Origin of the sequence: Pseudomonas asiatica (genome assembly GCF_040214835.1) — a bacterium.
Classification (GTDB): Bacteria; Pseudomonadota; Gammaproteobacteria; order Pseudomonadales; family Pseudomonadaceae; genus Aquipseudomonas; species Aquipseudomonas putida_Z.
This window is the reverse complement of record NZ_CP157874.1, coordinates 698,716-713,505: the sequence shown is the minus strand read 5'-3', so window position 1 is coordinate 713,505 and position 14,790 is coordinate 698,716. Positions and strand designations below refer to the sequence as shown.

17 protein-coding genes are annotated in these 14,790 nt (G+C 63.9%); 11 read left to right on the top strand and 6 right to left on the bottom strand.

All coding sequences use genetic code 11. The features are described 5' to 3' along the window. Positions 1-13: 13 nt before the first annotated feature. The 10 genes from ABNP31_RS03235 (at position 14) to ABNP31_RS03190 (ending at position 9,976) form a co-directional block, all read left to right on the top strand. A complete protein-coding gene (locus ABNP31_RS03235; RefSeq protein WP_085665711.1) occupies positions 14-244 on the top strand; it encodes a PP0621 family protein in 231 nt (76 codons plus the stop codon). A 225-nt stretch (positions 245-469) separates the two neighbouring features. Continuing rightward, a complete protein-coding gene (locus tag ABNP31_RS03230; RefSeq protein ID WP_047934916.1) occupies positions 470-1,234 on the top strand; it encodes a FadR/GntR family transcriptional regulator in 765 nt (254 codons plus the stop codon). A gap of 90 nt (positions 1,235-1,324) precedes the next feature. Further along, the gene (locus tag ABNP31_RS03225) at positions 1,325-2,527 is read left to right on the top strand and encodes an ABC transporter substrate-binding protein (protein WP_085665712.1); all 1,203 of its coding nucleotides are present in this window, start codon (positions 1,325-1,327) and stop codon (positions 2,525-2,527) included. Positions 2,528-2,592: 65 nt separating this feature from the next. Beyond that, on the top strand, positions 2,593-3,453 hold the full coding sequence (locus ABNP31_RS03220) for a branched-chain amino acid ABC transporter permease (protein WP_039614952.1): 861 nt from the start codon (positions 2,593-2,595) through the stop codon (positions 3,451-3,453). A 1-nt stretch (position 3,454) separates the two neighbouring features. Further along, a complete protein-coding gene (locus ABNP31_RS03215; protein ID WP_039614951.1) occupies positions 3,455-4,474 on the top strand; it encodes a branched-chain amino acid ABC transporter permease in 1,020 nt (339 codons plus the stop codon). After that, a complete protein-coding gene (locus ABNP31_RS03210) occupies positions 4,474-5,226 on the top strand; it encodes an ABC transporter ATP-binding protein (RefSeq protein WP_085665713.1) in 753 nt (250 codons plus the stop codon). Before ABNP31_RS03215 ends, ABNP31_RS03210 begins: the two co-directional genes overlap by 1 nt. After that, positions 5,226-5,921, top strand: coding sequence for an ABC transporter ATP-binding protein (locus ABNP31_RS03205; RefSeq protein WP_047934069.1), 696 nt, complete (start codon positions 5,226-5,228; stop codon positions 5,919-5,921). Before ABNP31_RS03210 ends, ABNP31_RS03205 begins: the two co-directional genes overlap by 1 nt. A gap of 175 nt (positions 5,922-6,096) precedes the next feature. After that, positions 6,097-7,374, top strand: a complete 1,278-nt coding sequence (locus ABNP31_RS03200; RefSeq protein WP_350012985.1) for a Zn-dependent hydrolase — start codon at positions 6,097-6,099, stop codon at positions 7,372-7,374. A 1-nt stretch (position 7,375) separates the two neighbouring features. After that, positions 7,376-8,785, top strand: coding sequence for an amidase (locus ABNP31_RS03195; protein WP_350012984.1), 1,410 nt, complete (start codon positions 7,376-7,378; stop codon positions 8,783-8,785). Positions 8,786-8,944: 159 nt separating this feature from the next. Next, the gene (locus ABNP31_RS03190; protein WP_085693505.1) at positions 8,945-9,976 is read left to right on the top strand and encodes an IS110 family transposase; all 1,032 of its coding nucleotides are present in this window, start codon (positions 8,945-8,947) and stop codon (positions 9,974-9,976) included. A gap of 273 nt (positions 9,977-10,249) precedes the next feature. On the opposite strand, the gene thiO is transcribed toward ABNP31_RS03190, so the two are convergent. Genes thiO through ABNP31_RS03165 form a run of 5 tightly spaced genes read right to left on the bottom strand, consistent with a single transcriptional unit; the run spans position 10,250 to position 13,077 of the window. Further along, positions 10,250-11,347, bottom strand: coding sequence for a glycine oxidase ThiO (gene thiO, locus ABNP31_RS03185; protein ID WP_075043657.1), 1,098 nt, complete (start codon positions 11,345-11,347; stop codon positions 10,250-10,252). A 54-nt stretch (positions 11,348-11,401) separates the two neighbouring features. Beyond that, complete coding sequence (locus ABNP31_RS03180; protein WP_013970758.1) at positions 11,402-11,791, bottom strand: type IV pilin protein; 390 nt, start codon at positions 11,789-11,791, stop codon at positions 11,402-11,404. 1 nt (position 11,792) lies between these two features. Further along, positions 11,793-12,257, bottom strand: coding sequence for a hypothetical protein (locus ABNP31_RS03175; RefSeq protein WP_238067231.1), 465 nt, complete (start codon positions 12,255-12,257; stop codon positions 11,793-11,795). Continuing rightward, complete coding sequence (locus tag ABNP31_RS03170; RefSeq protein WP_085665718.1) at positions 12,254-12,898, bottom strand: PilW family protein; 645 nt, start codon at positions 12,896-12,898, stop codon at positions 12,254-12,256. Before ABNP31_RS03170 ends, ABNP31_RS03175 begins: the two co-directional genes overlap by 4 nt. After that, entirely contained in the window at positions 12,895-13,077 is a 183-nt protein-coding gene (locus ABNP31_RS03165) for a prepilin-type N-terminal cleavage/methylation domain-containing protein (protein WP_075043654.1), read from the bottom strand. Before ABNP31_RS03165 ends, ABNP31_RS03170 begins: the two co-directional genes overlap by 4 nt. 109 nt (positions 13,078-13,186) lie before the next feature. Between ABNP31_RS03165 and ABNP31_RS03160 the strand changes: the two genes are divergently transcribed. Next, the gene (locus ABNP31_RS03160; RefSeq protein ID WP_085665719.1) at positions 13,187-13,702 is read left to right on the top strand and encodes a GspH/FimT family pseudopilin; all 516 of its coding nucleotides are present in this window, start codon (positions 13,187-13,189) and stop codon (positions 13,700-13,702) included. A 133-nt stretch (positions 13,703-13,835) separates the two neighbouring features. Here the strand turns inward: ABNP31_RS03160 and ispH are convergent, their stop codons facing one another. Beyond that, positions 13,836-14,783 carry a 4-hydroxy-3-methylbut-2-enyl diphosphate reductase gene (gene ispH, locus ABNP31_RS03155; protein ID WP_025337597.1) on the bottom strand — a complete coding sequence of 316 codons (948 nt, stop codon included), beginning with the start codon at positions 14,781-14,783 and terminating at the stop codon, positions 13,836-13,838. Positions 14,784-14,790: the final 7 nt, after the last annotated feature.

Below are 14,790 nucleotides of genomic sequence, written 5' to 3'. Positions count from 1 at the left end.
CAAGCTGGACACCATGGTTCGCCTACTTTTCTGGATCGCCCTGATCGCCGCCGCGTTCTGGCTGTGGCGCAAGTTCAAAGCCAGCCAACAGTCGCACCCCGAGGCGAAGCTGGATGCGCCGCTGAAGATGGTGCGCTGCGCCCATTGCGGCGTGCACCTGCCCAATGACCGGGCGCTGCAGCAGGGCACCGAGTGGTATTGCAGCCAGGCGCACCTGCAACAGGGCCCAGGCCGCCAGAACTGAACAAGTACCCTGTGGGAGCGGGTTCACCCGCGAATGCGTCGGTAGCTTCACTGCAGCATTCGCGGGTAAACCCGCTCCCACAGGTTGTGCGGTGAATCCCAACATCACTTATCCCTCCCCGACCCTTTCGCACCATTTGCGACCCCTCCCCCGCCACCAGCATTGACCCACCCCGGCAAAACTCGCTAAATCCTATTTATCCGCATAAATATGAAAAATAGCGAAATGCTCAAACCCAAACGCAAGCGCCAGAAGCTGTCCGATGTGATCGTCGAATCGGTCAAGCGCTCGATCGTCACCGAAGCGCTGCACCCCGGCGACCGCCTGCCCACCGAGCGTGAGTTGATGGAGCATTTCGAGTGCTCCAAGGGAACCGCCCGCGAAGCGCTCAAGGCCCTGGAGGTCGAGGGCCTGGTCAGCACCCGCACAGGCCCGAGCGGCGGCGCCTACCTCAATGAAGTGGGCACCGAACCTGCCAGCCGCGCGCTGCGCAACTACCTGCACTTCCAGCACCTGGACGGCGAACAGGTGTACCAGTTGCGCAAGGTCATCGAGGTGGAGCTGGCGGTATCGGTAATGGGCAAGCTGAGCGAAGCCGACTACGCCGCGCTGCAGGCCAACATCGATTTCTGCAGCGCACCGGAAGACAGCGAGGAAGGCCAGCGCGAACAGCGCCTGGCGGAGCTGGAATTCCACACCCTGCTGGCCGACCGCTGCCCCAACCCGTTGCTGCGTTTCATGGCGGTGTTCCTCAACGACCTGCTGCGCGACCTGGTGGTGCTGAAAAAGGCCTACCTGCCCAAGCGCCAGCAGTTCGCCGCTGCCAACATCGCCTACCACAAGCAATTGCTGACCGCCCTGCGCGCCAGCGACGAGCCTGCCGTACGCCGGCTGATGCACGAACACATGTGCGACGCCGAACACCACATGACCGCGCTGGAAGGCGAGGTTGCCCGCAACTTCCTGCTGGAGTTCGAACACCACCACTGATCCGCCTGGAAAGAGGCCTGCACACAGGCCCGGCCGTACCCGCTTTGTCATTGCCACTCCTGCCTAATAACCACAACCAAGGAGTTACTCATGCAAAGACGTACCCTGCTCAAGGCAGGCCTTGCCCTGGGTGCCTTAGGTAGCCTCCCCTTGGGGGCGCACCGGGCATTCGCCGAGCAACCATTGACCTTCTATGGGCTCAAGTCCATGTCTGGCGCCTTCGCCAGCTACGGCAAGTACGCCGACATGGGTTCACGCCTGGCCATCGCCGAATACCCGCAACTGCTCGGCCACCCGCTCAAGTACAAGGTCATCGACACCGAAGGCAACGCCGGCAAGGCGGTGCGCAAGGTGCAGGAAGCCATCGGCCAGGATGGCGCTCGCTTCTTCCAGGGCTGCACCCTGTCGTCCTCGGCACTGGCGGTGTCGAAGGAAATCCACAAGGCCGGCGGCGTGTTCATGACCCCGGTCGGCGCTGACGAAATCACCGGCAAGGACTGCAATGCCTCGACCTTCCGCTGGTCGGTGCCCACCTACGGCGCCATCCGCGAAACGCTGGTGCCGATGATCCGCCAGCTGCCACAGGCCAAGCGCTGGTACACCATCACGCCGCAATACGTGTTCGGCGATGCCCTGCTGGACAACGCCCGCAAGGTGTTCGCCGAGCTCGGTGTGGAACACATCGGCAACAGCTACCACTCGCTGCAGGAGCAGGAGTTTTCCGGCTACCTGACCAACGCCATCGCCGCCAAGCCCGACGTGCTGGTGCTGCTCAACTTCGGCAGCCAGGCGTCCAACGCCCTGCGCCAGGCAGTGAACTTCGGCATCAAGGAGCGCATGAAAGTGCTGATTGTGTGGTCCGCCGGGCTCGACCAGTTCCAGGAGCTGGGCAGCGACGTGCTCGAAGGCGTGTACCTGGGCGCGCAGTACTGGCACCAGGTCGATACCCCACTGAACAAGCAGCTGGTCGCTGCCACCCGCAAGGCCTATGGCATCAACCCCAACTACCCGCTGGCGGCCGACTACATCGGCACCAAGGTCATGCTCGAAGCCATCATCAAGGCCGGCAGCCTGGATGGCGCCGCCGTGTCCGCGGCATTGCAGGGCATGCGCTTCCAGGGCCCGACCGGCGAAGAACTGATCCGCCCGGGCGACCACCAGGTGCTCAAGGATTACTACCTGCTGCGCGGCAAGCCCCAGGGGCAGATGCGCGACGAGGACGACCTGGCCGAAGTCATCAGCTCGGGCCGCTCGTTCGTCGAAGTCGACCACACCGGTTGCGCCCTGGCCTGAAGCCGCGGCGTCAGTCACAAACACTCGTACAGGCAGCCGCATCGCGCGCTGTCGAGGGCACGCTCATGCTCGATTTGTACCTGTTCCAACTGCTCAACGGCCTGGGCCTGGGGATGATCTACTTTCTCATCGCCGTGGGCCTGACGATCATTTTCGGCCTGCTCAACTTCGTCAACTTCGCCCACGGCGCGTTCTTCTTGCTGGGCGCCTACCTGTGCTACACCGCCGTGGCCATTACCGGCAACTTCTGGCTGGCCCTGCTGATAGCACCGCTGGTGGTGGCGGCGCTGGCCTGGGCGGTCGAGCGTCTTCTGATCAAACGCATCTACCACCTGCCGCACACCTTCCAGATCCTCGTCACCCTCGGTATTGCGCTGATCATCCAGGAAGCCTCGGTACTGATCTGGGGCCCGGTGGGCAAGAACATCGCCGTGCCGCCGGAGCTGCGCGGGGTGCTGATCGTCGGTGACTTCATCTACCCCTACTACCGGCTGTTCCTGATCGGCTTCGCCGCGCTGATCGGCCTTGGCCTGTGGCTGCTGCTGGAGCGCACCCGCTTCGGCGCCCTGGTGCGGGCCGGCAGCGAAAGCACCGAAACCGTGTCGCTGCTGGGCACCAACATCTTCCGCCTGTTCTCCCTGACCTTCGCCCTGGGGGTGGGCCTGGCCGGCGTGGCGGGCGTGCTGTTCGCACCGCTGCGTGGCGCCCAGCCCTTCGTCGGCCCGGAAATCCTTGGCATCGCCTTCGTGGTGGTGGTGATCGGCGGCATGGGCTCGTTCGGCGGCGCCCTGGTCGGCGGCCTGCTGGTGGGTGTGGTGCAAAGCATGATGACCAGCCTCTGGCCGCAAGGCGCCAGCCTGATGATCTACGGTGCCATGGCCGCAGTGATCCTGGTCCGTCCCTATGGCCTGTTCGGGAGAGCCTGAGATGAGCGAGAAAAACCCATTGCCAGTCGCCAAGGGCCGCGCCCCGGCCCTGCTGTTGCTGGTGGTCGCCAGCCTGGTGGCGCTGCCGCTGCTGCTGCCATCGGCCACCCTGGCCACCGAGATCCTGATCTTTGCCCTGGCGGCGCTGGCCTGCAACCTGCTGCTCGGCTACACCGGCCTGCTGTCGTTCGGCCAGGGCATCTTCTTTGGCGTAGGCGCCTATGGCGCGGCGCTGCTGATGATCCACCTGCAGTGGGGCATGTTCGCCGCGCTGCTTGGCGCAGCCGTGTTCGGTGCCTTCCTGGCGCTGCTGGTAGGCGCCTTGGCGATCCGCCGCACGGGTATCTACTTCGTCATGCTGACCCTGGCCTTCAGCCAGATGGCATACTTCCTGGCCTACACCCTCAGCGGCTGGACCGGCGGTGACAACGGCCTGCTCGATGTGCCCCGGCCCAACATCGAAATCGCCGGCCATGTGCTGGTCGACCTGGCCGACCCACGGCACTTCTATGTGTTCGTCGCGGTGCTGTTCCTGCTGATCTTTGCCGGCGCCCTGCGGGTGATCCGTTCGCCATTCGGCAGCACCCTGCTGGCCATCCGCGAAAACGAGACCCGCGCCGCAGCCATCGGCTACGACACCCGCCACTTCAAGATCCTGGTGTTCATGCTGTCGGGCGCCATCACCGGTATCGCCGGGGCGCTGTACGCCATGCTACTGCACTTTGCGCCGCTGTCGAACATCGACCTGATGATGAGCGAGAACATCCTGATCATGACCATCGTCGGTGGCACCGGCTCGCTGTTCGGCTCGCTGCTGGGGGCCGGCGCCATCGTGCTGCTGGGCGACGTGCTGTCGGAGCTGTGGCCGCGCTGGCTGATGCTGCTGGGGGTGATCCTGATCCTGGTGGTGGTGTTCATGCGTGGCGGCTTGTGGGGCGGCCTGGCAGAACTGGGCAAGCGCCTGCTGGCTAACCGCAATGCCAATGACAAACCCCAGGCCAAGACCAAGGAGACTCTGTGATGAGCGACTACCTCCTGGAAACCCGCCAGCTGGAGCTGGCCTACGGGCCGTTCAAGGCGGTTGCGGGTGTCGACCTCAAGGTTCGCGCCGGCTCCATCCACACCATCATCGGCCCCAACGGCGCCGGCAAGACCAGCCTGTTCCACTGCCTGACCGGCGAGCGCCAGGCCACCGCGGGCAAGATCCTGTTCAACGGCCAGGACATCATCCACAAGCCGTCCCACGGGCGCGTGGCGCTGGGCATGGCCCGTTCGTTCCAGCTCACCAGCCTGTTCCAGAACCTGTCGGTGCGCGAGAACCTGCGCCTGGCCGCCCAGGGCCGCGATGGCCTGGGTGCGCTGAACTTCTGGCGCAGCGTCGAGCACAAGCGCAGCCACTGGGACACCGCCGACCAGGTGCTGGAGCGCCTGAAGCTTGCCGCCCGCGCCGAGACCCTGGCCGGCGAGCTGTCGCACGGCCAGCAACGGGTGCTGGAGGTGGGCATGTCGATCTGCGCCAAACCCACCCTGCTGATGCTCGACGAACCCACTTCGGGCATGGGCATCGACGACATCCCGGTGATGACCGACTTGATCAGCGACCTCGGCCGCGACCACACCGTGCTGCTGATCGAGCACAACATGAGCATCGTCATGTCGATCAGCCAGCGCATCACGGTGATGAGCCACGGCCAGATCCTGGTCGAGGGTACCCCTGAACAGGTGCGCAACGACGAGCGTGTCCGCACCGCCTACCTTGGAGAGGCCGCCTGATGCTCAATGTCGATTCGATCCACTCCTACTACGACAAGAGCCATGTGCTCGAAGGCGTCTCGCTCAAGGTCGAGGCTGGCGAACTGGTGACCCTGCTGGGGCGCAACGGCGCCGGCAAGACCACCACCCTGCGCAGCATCCTCGGCATCGTCCGCCCACGGCAAGGGCAGATCAGCTTCAACGGCCAGCAGCTGGTCGGCCGCGAAATCTTCGATATCGCCCGGCTCGGCATTGCCCTGGTGCCGGAGCACCGCGGCATCTTTCGCCAGCTCAGCGTGGAGGAGAACCTGAGGATTGCCGTTCGCAAGGACAGCCGCTGGCAGCTGGAAGACGTGTACAGCATGTTCCCGCGGCTGAAGGAACGGCGCCGCAACGGCGGTTTCGCCCTGTCCGGCGGCGAGCAGCAGATGCTGGCCATCGCCCGCGCCCTGCTCAACGGCCCCAAGCTGCTGATCCTCGACGAGCCCACCGAAGGCCTGGCCCCGGTGATCGTCGACGAACTGGTGAGGATTCTGCGGCGGATCAAGGACGAAGGCCTGTCGATCCTGCTGGTGGAACAGAACCTGATGGTCTGCGACGCCCTCGCTGACCGCCACTACGTGCTGGAACAGGGCCGCGTCGCCTACCAGGGCAGTGCGGCGCAGTTCCGCGAGGACCCGAGCATCAAGAACCGTTACCTGGCCCTTAGCGCCTGATACAGGCCTCGTTTACCTGTACTGGCCTCTTCGCGGGTAAACCCGCTCCCACAGTGAACGCGTCGTCCTGGTGGTAGGGGCCCGCAGACCTGAAGGCAGTGATGTCCCTGTGGGAGCGGGTTCACCCGCGAAGAGGCCAGTACAAGCAACCCAGTCATTTCAGGAGAGATGAACCATGAACACCCGCATCGATCCCTCGCAGCACCTGCTCGACCAAGGCCCGCTGGTCAACCGCGATCGCCTCTGGCAATCGCTGATGGACCTGGCCCGGCTCGGCGCCACCGCCAAGGGTGGCGTATGCCGCCTGGCCCTGACCGACCTCGACCGCCAGGCCCGCGACCTGTTCGTGCGCTGGTGCGAAGACGCTGGCTGCACGGTCAGCATCGACGCCATCGGCAACATCTTCGCCCGCCGCCCGGGGCGCAACCCGGCCCTGCCACCAGTGATGACCGGCAGCCACATCGACACCCAACCCACCGGCGGTAAGTTCGACGGCTGCTACGGGGTCATGGCCGGCCTCGAGGTGCTGCGCACCCTGAACGACCTGGACCTGACCACCGAGGCCCCGCTGGAAGTGGTGGTATGGACCAACGAGGAAGGCTCGCGCTTCCCGCCGTGCATGATGGGCTCGGGGGTGTTCGCCGGTAAGTTCGGCCTGCAGGAGACCCTGGCCAAGGTCGACGATCAGGGCCTGTCGGTAGGCGCGGAACTCCAGCGCATCGGTTACGCCGGCCCGCGCGTGCCCACCGGGCATGCCGTCGGCGCCTACTTCGAAGCCCATATCGAACAAGGCCCGGTGCTGGAAGACCAGCGCACCACCATTGGCGTGGTCCAGGGCTGCCTGGGGCAGAAATGGTTCGACCTGGTACTGACCGGCGTCGAGGCCCATGCCGGCCCCACCCCGATGCACCTGCGCAAGGATGCCCTGGTCGGTGCCGCCGAGGTGGTGGCTGCGGTCAACCGCGTGGCGCACGCCCACCAACCGCATGCCTGCGGCACCGTCGGCTGCCTGAACCTGCACCCGGGCTCGCGCAATGTCATCCCCGGCCAGGTGCAGATCACCATCGACCTGCGCCACCTCGACCCCGAGCACCTCGCCGCCATGGTCAGCGAAGTACGCGCGGCCATTGAAACCAGCACGGCAAGACACGGGTTGAGTTTCGAGCTGACGCCAACCGCCGACTTCCCGCCGCTGTACTTCGCCGAGCAGTGCGTGGACGCCGTGCGCCAAGGCGCGCGGGAGCTGGGCCTGAGCCACATGGATATCGTCAGCGGCGCCGGCCACGACGCGATCTTCCTCGCCGAACTGGGCCCGGCCGGGATGATCTTCGTGCCTTGCGAGGGCGGCATCAGCCACAACGAAATCGAAAATGCCGCGCCACAGGACCTGGCCGATGGCTGCGACGTGCTGCTGCGCGCCATGTTCCAGGCCGCCAACCCGGGAGCCCGTTGAGATGACCCAGAAAACCGCGATTGGCGAGTTCACCGCCGTCGAACTGCTCGAGTTGTACCAGCGCCGCCAACTGTCACCGGTCGAGGTGATCGACGATGTGCTGGCGCGCATCGACCTGCACAACCCGGCGGTCAACGCCTATTGCCATGTCGACGGCGAAGGTGCCCGCGCCGCCGCCCGCGCCAGCGAACAGCGCTGGCAGCGTGGCGAGCCCTGCGGCCGGCTGGATGGCGTACCCGCCTCGATCAAGGACCTGACCCTGACCCGGGGCATGCCCACACGCAAGGGCTCGCGCACTACCTCGGGCGCAGGCCCGTGGGAAGTCGATGCGCCCTTCACGGCCTTCATGCGCGAAGCCGGCGCTGTGTTGGTGGGCAAGACCACCACGCCGGAGTTCGGTTGGAAGGGGGTGACCGACAACCCGCTGTACGGCATCACCCGCAACCCCTGGGATACCCGGCTGACCGCCGGCGGCTCGTCCGGTGGCGCCGCGGCGGCAGCCGCGCTGAACCTGGGCGTGCTGCACCAGGGCAGCGATGCCGGCGGCTCTATTCGCATCCCTTGCGCCTTTACCGGCACCTTCGGCATCAAGCCGACCTTCGGCTACGTACCACAATGGCCGGCCAGTGCCATGACCGTGCTGTCGCACCTGGGGCCGATGACGCGCACCGTCGACGATTCGGTACTGATGCTCGACTGCGTCGCCCGCCCCGATGCCCGTGACGGGTTGGCCGGCGCACCCAGGCAGGCGCCGTGGCTGGGCCAGGAACAGGACCTGAGCGGCCTGCGCATCGCCTACAGTGCCAACTTCGGTTACGTGCAGGTCGACCCGCAGGTCCAGGCACTGGTGGCCCAGGCCGTGCAGCGCCTGGCACGGCTGGGCGCACAGGTTGAGGAAGTCGACCCAGGGTTCGGTGACCCGCTGGAGACGTTCAATACCCTGTGGTTTGCCGGGGCGGCGCGGTTGGCGAGTGCGTTCAGCGATGAACAGCGAGCGCTGCTTGACCCAGGGCTGCGCTGGATCGCCGAACAGGGAGCGCGAATCAGTCTGGCCGAATACACCCAGGCCCTGGAGGCACGGGCAGAGTTGATCGCGAAGATGAATGCCTTCCACCAGCGCCATGACGTGCTGGTATCGCCGATGCTACCGCTGGTGGCATTCGAGGCCGGGCACAATGTGCCGCCGGGGTCGGGGATGACGCAGTGGATGGAATGGACGCCGTTCAGCTATCCCTTCAACCTGACCCAGCAGCCGGCGGCTTCGGTGCCGTGCGGGTTCACCCGCGAGGGGTTGCCGGTGGGGCTGCAGGTGGTGGCCGGGCGCTTTGCCGATGAGCAGGTGCTGCGGGTGTGCAAGGTGTATGAGCAGCATTACCCTAGCCGGCACTTGCAGGCACCGATTACCGGCTGAAATGTCTACTGGCCTCTCCGGCCCTTTCGCGGGTAAACCCGCTCCCACAGGGATCGCACGGTTTTCGAAACCTGTGATGTACCTAATGAAATGGTCCTCCCAGGACTCCCCAGTGAAAGCTTAAGCTTTCACTGGGGGATCTAACTGGAGATCGCCGTTATGAATACTCAGAATCTTGCTCTTACCAGCTTGGATCTAGGCAAAAATTGTTTCCATTTCCACGGCCAGGATAGCCGTGGTCAGTACCTGTTCCGTAGCAAGATTTCTCGCAGCAAGGTTTTTTCCTACATCGCTCAACTACCACCCTGCACCTTGGCCATGGAGGCCTGTGGAGGCGCTCATTTCATGGCTCGATTCGCAGCCAGCTGTGGTCATCAACCCAAATTGATTGCCGCGCAGCATGTACGACCTTATGTCAAAAGTAACAAGAACGACTACACCGACGCCGAAGCCATTGGTGAAGCAGCCAGTCGTTCGGCGATGCGATTTGTTGCAATCAAAAGCGAAGCCCAGCAAGCGCTGAGCATGCTCAACATGACCCGTGAAGCTTTCATTCGGGACCGCACAGCGACGGTCAATCGAATCCATGCATTCCTGCTTGAGTGGGGCGTTAGCCTGGCGCCAACCTTCAAGTCGGTCAGAGAGTTACCGGAAACCTTGGAAAAACTTCATGCTCCTGGCTCGGTCATTCGCCTTTTCGAACAGTTTCATGCGCACTTCAACTACCTCGACGAACAGGTCAAGGCACTCACCAAAGAGCTGGAGAGCCAGGTCGCTGGAGATGATCTGGCAACCCGTTTGATGACCATACCGTGTATTGGACCGATCACCTCCAGCGCCCTGGCTGCAGAATTAGGTGACGGTAAGCAGTTCAAACGAGGACGTGACTATTCGGCCTCGATAGGCCTGGTGCCCAAGCAGCTGACCACCGGCGGGAAACCGCGCTTGCTGGGTATCAGCAAACGCGGTGATCGCAATCAGCGACGGCTACTGGTGCAGTGCAGCCATACCTTCATCAACCACCTGGATAAGCAATCTGGGCGATTGGCTGACTGGGTGAGAGTGTTGCTGACTCGTCATCACCCGAATGTGGTTGTGTGTGCCTTGGCGAACCGGTTAGCACGGATAGCTTGGGCAATCGCACATAGCCATGGCATTTATGAAGCAGGGCCAAGCGCACAGAACGCTTGACCCTGCGCTACCAAGCACCACCCAACGGTTTTTGCGATGCTGGATAACAGATGACGTAAACGGCCAACCGACCTGACGAAAAACCTGGGCTCCCACGCGGCTCTAAAGCCGATTTACCTAATCAGGATCGTCAGGCGCGATTTTCATCAAGGCGCGAACCTTAACCCTTCGACGCCGAATAGATTGCGGCAAGCCAACTACGCATCCAGATTCAGTATTGCAGAAACTGGGAGGACCATAGATGTGGGAGCGGGTTTACCCGCGAAGAGGCCCTCAGCTCAACCGCCCGGCTGGCGCATACGGCGCCGGGTCAATGATCGGCTCTGCCCCGGTCAACAGGTCGGTAAACAGCTGGCACGAAGCCGGCGCCAGCACCAGCCCGTTGCGGTAATGCCCGCAGTTCAACCACAACCCCGCATGCCCCGGCACCGGCCCGATATACGGAATACCTTCCGGCGACCCCGGCCGCAGCCCGGCCCAGTGCGCCACCACCGTGGCCCCCTCTAGCTCAGGCAGCAACTCCACCGCCGAGGCCTTCAGGCTCTCCAACGCCTCCTCGGTCGGGGTCTTGTCGTACCCGGCATGCTCCAGCGTGCTACCCACCAGAATATGCCCATCACGCCGAGGGATCGCATAGCGCCCCTTGGCCAACACCATGCTCGGCAGGAAGTCTTCGGCACATTTGAACAGAATCATCTGGCCCTTCACCGGCTCCACCGGCAACTCCAGGCCGAGCGTACGCAGCAGGTCGCCACTCCAGGCGCCGGCACTGAGCACCACCTCATCCGCCGCCAGCACGCCGTCTGCCGTCTGCACACCGGTCACGCGACCGCCTTGCTCGGCGAAGCCGGTAATCTGGCAGTGCTCACGCAAGGTCACGTTGGGCAACGCCAGCAACGCCGCCTTGAGCGACTTCACCAGGCGCGGGTTGCGCACGTTGGCCACGCCGGCCATGTAGATGGCACGCTTGAAGCCCGGGCCCAGCACCGGCACCGCGTCATAGGCCGCCGAGATATCCACGGCACTCAGCGGCCGCTGCTCACGCTCGGCCCAGGCCAGCGCTTCGGCCTCGTCGTCCAGGTCAAGCCAGTACAGGCCGGTGGTGTGCACTTCGGGGTCGACGCCGGTGCTGGCGAACAAACGCTCGCCCAGCTGTGGATAAAAGTCTTGCGACCAGTGTGCCAAGGCGGTCACGGCCGGGCTGTAGCGCCACGGGTACAGCGGCGAGACGATGCCACCGCCGGCCCAGGACGACTCACGGCCGACCTCACCCTGATCACACACCACCACCTGCCCGACCTTCGCCGCCAGGTTGAATGCCGTCAGCAGGCCGATCACCCCGCCACCGACCACCACTACTTGCTTGCTCATCTGTCGATCCAACACCTGAAGTAAATCCGCGATGCACCGGGCATCATTCAACCTTCAGCTTCCCCAGCAGTGCACGCTGTCTTCGACGGCACCCGGATTGCGCTGCACGCCGGCCTGGTCGAGTTGGAAATCGCCACAGCGGTCCTGCGCCATCAGCCCACTCGGCAGCCGCCGGGCGCGCAGCGTGAAGGTGTCGCTGTCGCGCTGGGCCTGCAGGCTGTAATAGCGGGTACCGTCGGGCAAGGCCGGGTCGCCCTCGGCGTATTGGCCAGTGCGTACGCGGTGGCGCTCCAGGCGCAGGGCGGCATCATGCAGCAGGCCAACCACTTCGCTGCGCGCGGCTCGCCGTAGCTGGTCGCTGTAACTGGGGTAGGCAATGGCTGCCAGAATGCCGGTCACGGCCAGCACAATCAACAACTCGATCAGGCTCAAGCCTTGCTGCATGTCAGTCTCCTCGCAATCTCTGCCGCCAGGCAATGCGCCGGGTCGTGTCCTCGCCCATGGCATAGACCGCTTCCAGCACATGCCGTGACTGGGTTTGCAGGCTGACGGCGGTGATGCGGTACAGGGTGACCTGCTGCCCTTCCGGCATATGCGCCGCGTGTTCGCTGGTACCCAGATTCTGCAAATGGAAATAGCCGGTTGGCGTGCGCTGCCACTGCCCGCTCAGGTCATGCGGTCGAGCGGGTGGCGGGCACGCCTCGCAAGGGTCGGGGGGAGCCCGCTCGAGCTCGCCTGCCCCTGCCAGCAGCGTGGCCTCGGCCTGCTCCAGCGCCAGCAGGCCTTCGCTCAGATAGCCGGTCATTCGCGTTTGCGCCAGCGCATCACGCAGGGCGGACGCCGCAAGCAGCCCCAGCAGCATGCTCAGGACCAAGGCCAACAACAGGACGATGCCACGCTGACGACTCATGAGGCCGGCACCGGGTTGCGGATTGCGACGCTCAGTTCATGGTGCTGTTCAAGTTCGAGCGTGGGTTCGTAAAGCGTCAGGGCAATATCCACCCCCTCACCCTGTGCCATTTGCACACGCTGCAAACGCATTGACCGCACATTTTCAACCAGCGGCTGGAAATTGCTGTTGTTGCGTTTGAATCTCAGCGTATTGCCCTCGAGTTGGTAGACATATCTGCTGATGGGGTGAACCTGTGGGTAGCCCTCCTTCAACTCATCGTCCACAGACACTTTGCTAGTACAGTCTGTGTGCAGGAACCACTGCGGCCCACCGGCTTGCCCAGGTAACTCCGCCACGACCAGGCTAAGGGTGGATGCTTCGACTTCCATCGGCCGGGCGAATGCGTGCTCTGCGCTCGAGCTGCCGAAGTGCTTTGGCTGCAGTCGCAAGCAGCCGAACATCCCGGTCATGCGGATATCCTGGGCCATTCGCAGCAATGCCAGGCGAGCTTCATCCTGCATGCGTACTGCCGTGCTTTGCAGCCGCCAGGTATGGTGGGCCGAGGTGAATAGCTGGCTGGCCGCCGCCAACAGCAGCAACCCGATGGTCAGCGCCAGCATCAGCTCAAGCAAGCCGAAACCACGCTGGACGCGGCTCATGGCCGCCCCCTTTCATGCTCGCTGTGCGCCGCCATTGCCGCCTTCCCATCGCGACGCGCATCCTCCGCAGCCTGCAATGCCTGCAGTTGCAGGCCTGCCGCTGCGAACATACCCACGGCCACCACACCCACCGCCAACAACACTTCCAGAAGCGTCATGCCCCGTTGTCTTGCGTGCATCCCTGCACCTCCTGCGACTTTTCCTGCAATTGCATTGAACCCGGGCGACTGGACCGCCGGTCCAACGACCGTGAAGCTACAGCCAAGCACTTCCAGGGAGGAATGCACGGTGAAGCAACGAGGTGTAACACTGATACAAATGTTGTCGGCCCTGGCGGTGGCCGTATTGCTGACACAGCTCGGCATGCCGGCCTACGCCAGATTGAGCGACGACCTACACAGGGCGGCAGCTGCGCGAGACCTGGCGCAGGCGCTGCGCAGTGCGCGCAGCCATGCCATGTTGCAAAGCCAGCCGGTGCTGGTGCAGGCGTTGGACGGTAATTGGGGGAATGGTTGGCGGGTGATGCTGGAGCATAACCAGCAGGTGCTGCGTGAGCAGCGTCTTTCGCGGCCACTGAAGATCACGAGCAATCGCGGTGAGCAGCTGAAATTCAGTGCGCAAGGGGTTCCGCTTGGGGCAACCAGTAATTGGTTAGGTTCAACGATGGAGATTTGCGAGCGCTTGACCGCAACTAGCCAGTATCAAGTGGTGATGGCATCGACTGGCAGGGTCAGGGTAGATATGGGAGAGCCAAAAAAATCCCGATGCAAAGACACCACTAGCAGATCAGCGCGGTCAATGTAGGAGCGGCCTTGTGTCGCGAACGGGCCGCAAAGCGGCCCCGGAAATATCAGCGCTAACGCTGAAATCCTGGGGCTGCTTTGCAGCCCGTTCGCGACACAAGGCCGCTCCTACATGGGGATCGCGCAAACTGCGGTCAGATCAGCGACCGAACCCGCAATTCCTTGGGCATTGAGAAGGTGATGTTCTCTTCCCGCCCATCCAGCTCTTCAGCACCGCTGGCGCCCCAGGCCTTGAGCTGCTCGATCACACCACGCACCAGCACTTCGGGGGCCGAAGCACCGGCGGTGATGCCGACCCGCGCCGTCTGCTCGAACCAGCCACGCTGCAGGTCCTCGGCTCCGTCGATCAGGTAGGCCGGGGTGCCCATGCGCTCGGCCAGCTCGCGCAGGCGGTTGGAGTTGGAGCTGTTCGGGCTGCCGACTACCAGTACCACGTCGCACTCGTCCGCCAGTTGCTTGACCGCGTCCTGGCGGTTCTGGGTGGCGTAGCAGATGTCGTCCTTGCGCGGGCCGCCAATGTTCGGGAAGCGCGCACGCAGGGCGTCGATGACGCGGCTGGTGTCGTCCATCGACAGCGTGGTCTGGGTGACGAACGCCAGGTGGTCCGGGTCCTTCACCTGCAGGTTGGCAACATCCTCCTCGTCTTCGACGAGGTAGATGGCGCCACCGTTGCTGGCGTCGTACTGGCCCATGGTGCCTTCGACTTCCGGGTGCCCTTCGTGGCCGATGAGGATGCACTCACGGCCGTCGCGGCTGTACTTGGCCACTTCGATGTGCACCTTGGTCACCAGCGGGCAGGTGGCATCGAACACTTTCAGGCCACGGCCAGCGGCTTCCTGGCGCACGGCCTGGGAAACCCCGTGGGCACTGAAGATGACGATGACATCGTCCGGTACCTGGTCCAGCTCTTCGACGAAGATGGCGCCGCGGTTACGCAGGTCTTCCACCACGAACTTGTTGTGCACCACTTCGTGACGCACATAGATCGGCGGGCCGAAGACTTCCAGCGCGCGGTTGACGATCTCGATCGCCCGGTCGACCCCCGCGCAGAAGCCGCGAGGGTTGGCGAGTTTGATTTGCATGCTCGGC

Excerpts from the sequence above, each read along its gene's own strand:
- ABNP31_RS03180 (WP_013970758.1), bottom strand. The coding sequence starts at position 11,791 with ATGCAGCAAGGCTTGAGCCTGATCGAGTTGTTGATTGTGCTGGCCGTG.
- ABNP31_RS03165 (WP_075043654.1), bottom strand. The coding sequence starts at position 13,077 with ATGCACGCAAGACAACGGGGCATGACGCTTCTGGAAGTGTTGTTGGCG.
- ABNP31_RS03220 (WP_039614952.1), top strand. The coding sequence starts at position 2,593 with ATGCTCGATTTGTACCTGTTCCAACTGCTCAACGGCCTGGGCCTGGGG.
- ABNP31_RS03235 (WP_085665711.1), top strand. The coding sequence starts at position 14 with ATGGTTCGCCTACTTTTCTGGATCGCCCTGATCGCCGCCGCGTTCTGG.
- ABNP31_RS03195 (WP_350012984.1), top strand. The coding sequence starts at position 7,376 with ATGACCCAGAAAACCGCGATTGGCGAGTTCACCGCCGTCGAACTGCTC.
- ABNP31_RS03190 (WP_085693505.1), top strand. The coding sequence starts at position 8,945 with ATGAATACTCAGAATCTTGCTCTTACCAGCTTGGATCTAGGCAAAAAT.
- thiO (WP_075043657.1), bottom strand. The coding sequence starts at position 11,347 with ATGAGCAAGCAAGTAGTGGTGGTCGGTGGCGGGGTGATCGGCCTGCTG.
- ispH (WP_025337597.1), bottom strand. The coding sequence starts at position 14,783 with ATGCAAATCAAACTCGCCAACCCTCGCGGCTTCTGCGCGGGGGTCGAC.
- ABNP31_RS03225 (WP_085665712.1), top strand. The coding sequence starts at position 1,325 with ATGCAAAGACGTACCCTGCTCAAGGCAGGCCTTGCCCTGGGTGCCTTA.
- ABNP31_RS03230 (WP_047934916.1), top strand. The coding sequence starts at position 470 with ATGCTCAAACCCAAACGCAAGCGCCAGAAGCTGTCCGATGTGATCGTC.
- ABNP31_RS03175 (WP_238067231.1), bottom strand. The coding sequence starts at position 12,257 with ATGAGTCGTCAGCGTGGCATCGTCCTGTTGTTGGCCTTGGTCCTGAGC.
- ABNP31_RS03205 (WP_047934069.1), top strand. The coding sequence starts at position 5,226 with ATGCTCAATGTCGATTCGATCCACTCCTACTACGACAAGAGCCATGTG.
- ABNP31_RS03170 (WP_085665718.1), bottom strand. The coding sequence starts at position 12,898 with ATGAGCCGCGTCCAGCGTGGTTTCGGCTTGCTTGAGCTGATGCTGGCG.
- ABNP31_RS03200 (WP_350012985.1), top strand. The coding sequence starts at position 6,097 with ATGAACACCCGCATCGATCCCTCGCAGCACCTGCTCGACCAAGGCCCG.
- ABNP31_RS03215 (WP_039614951.1), top strand. The coding sequence starts at position 3,455 with ATGAGCGAGAAAAACCCATTGCCAGTCGCCAAGGGCCGCGCCCCGGCC.
- ABNP31_RS03210 (WP_085665713.1), top strand. The coding sequence starts at position 4,474 with ATGAGCGACTACCTCCTGGAAACCCGCCAGCTGGAGCTGGCCTACGGG.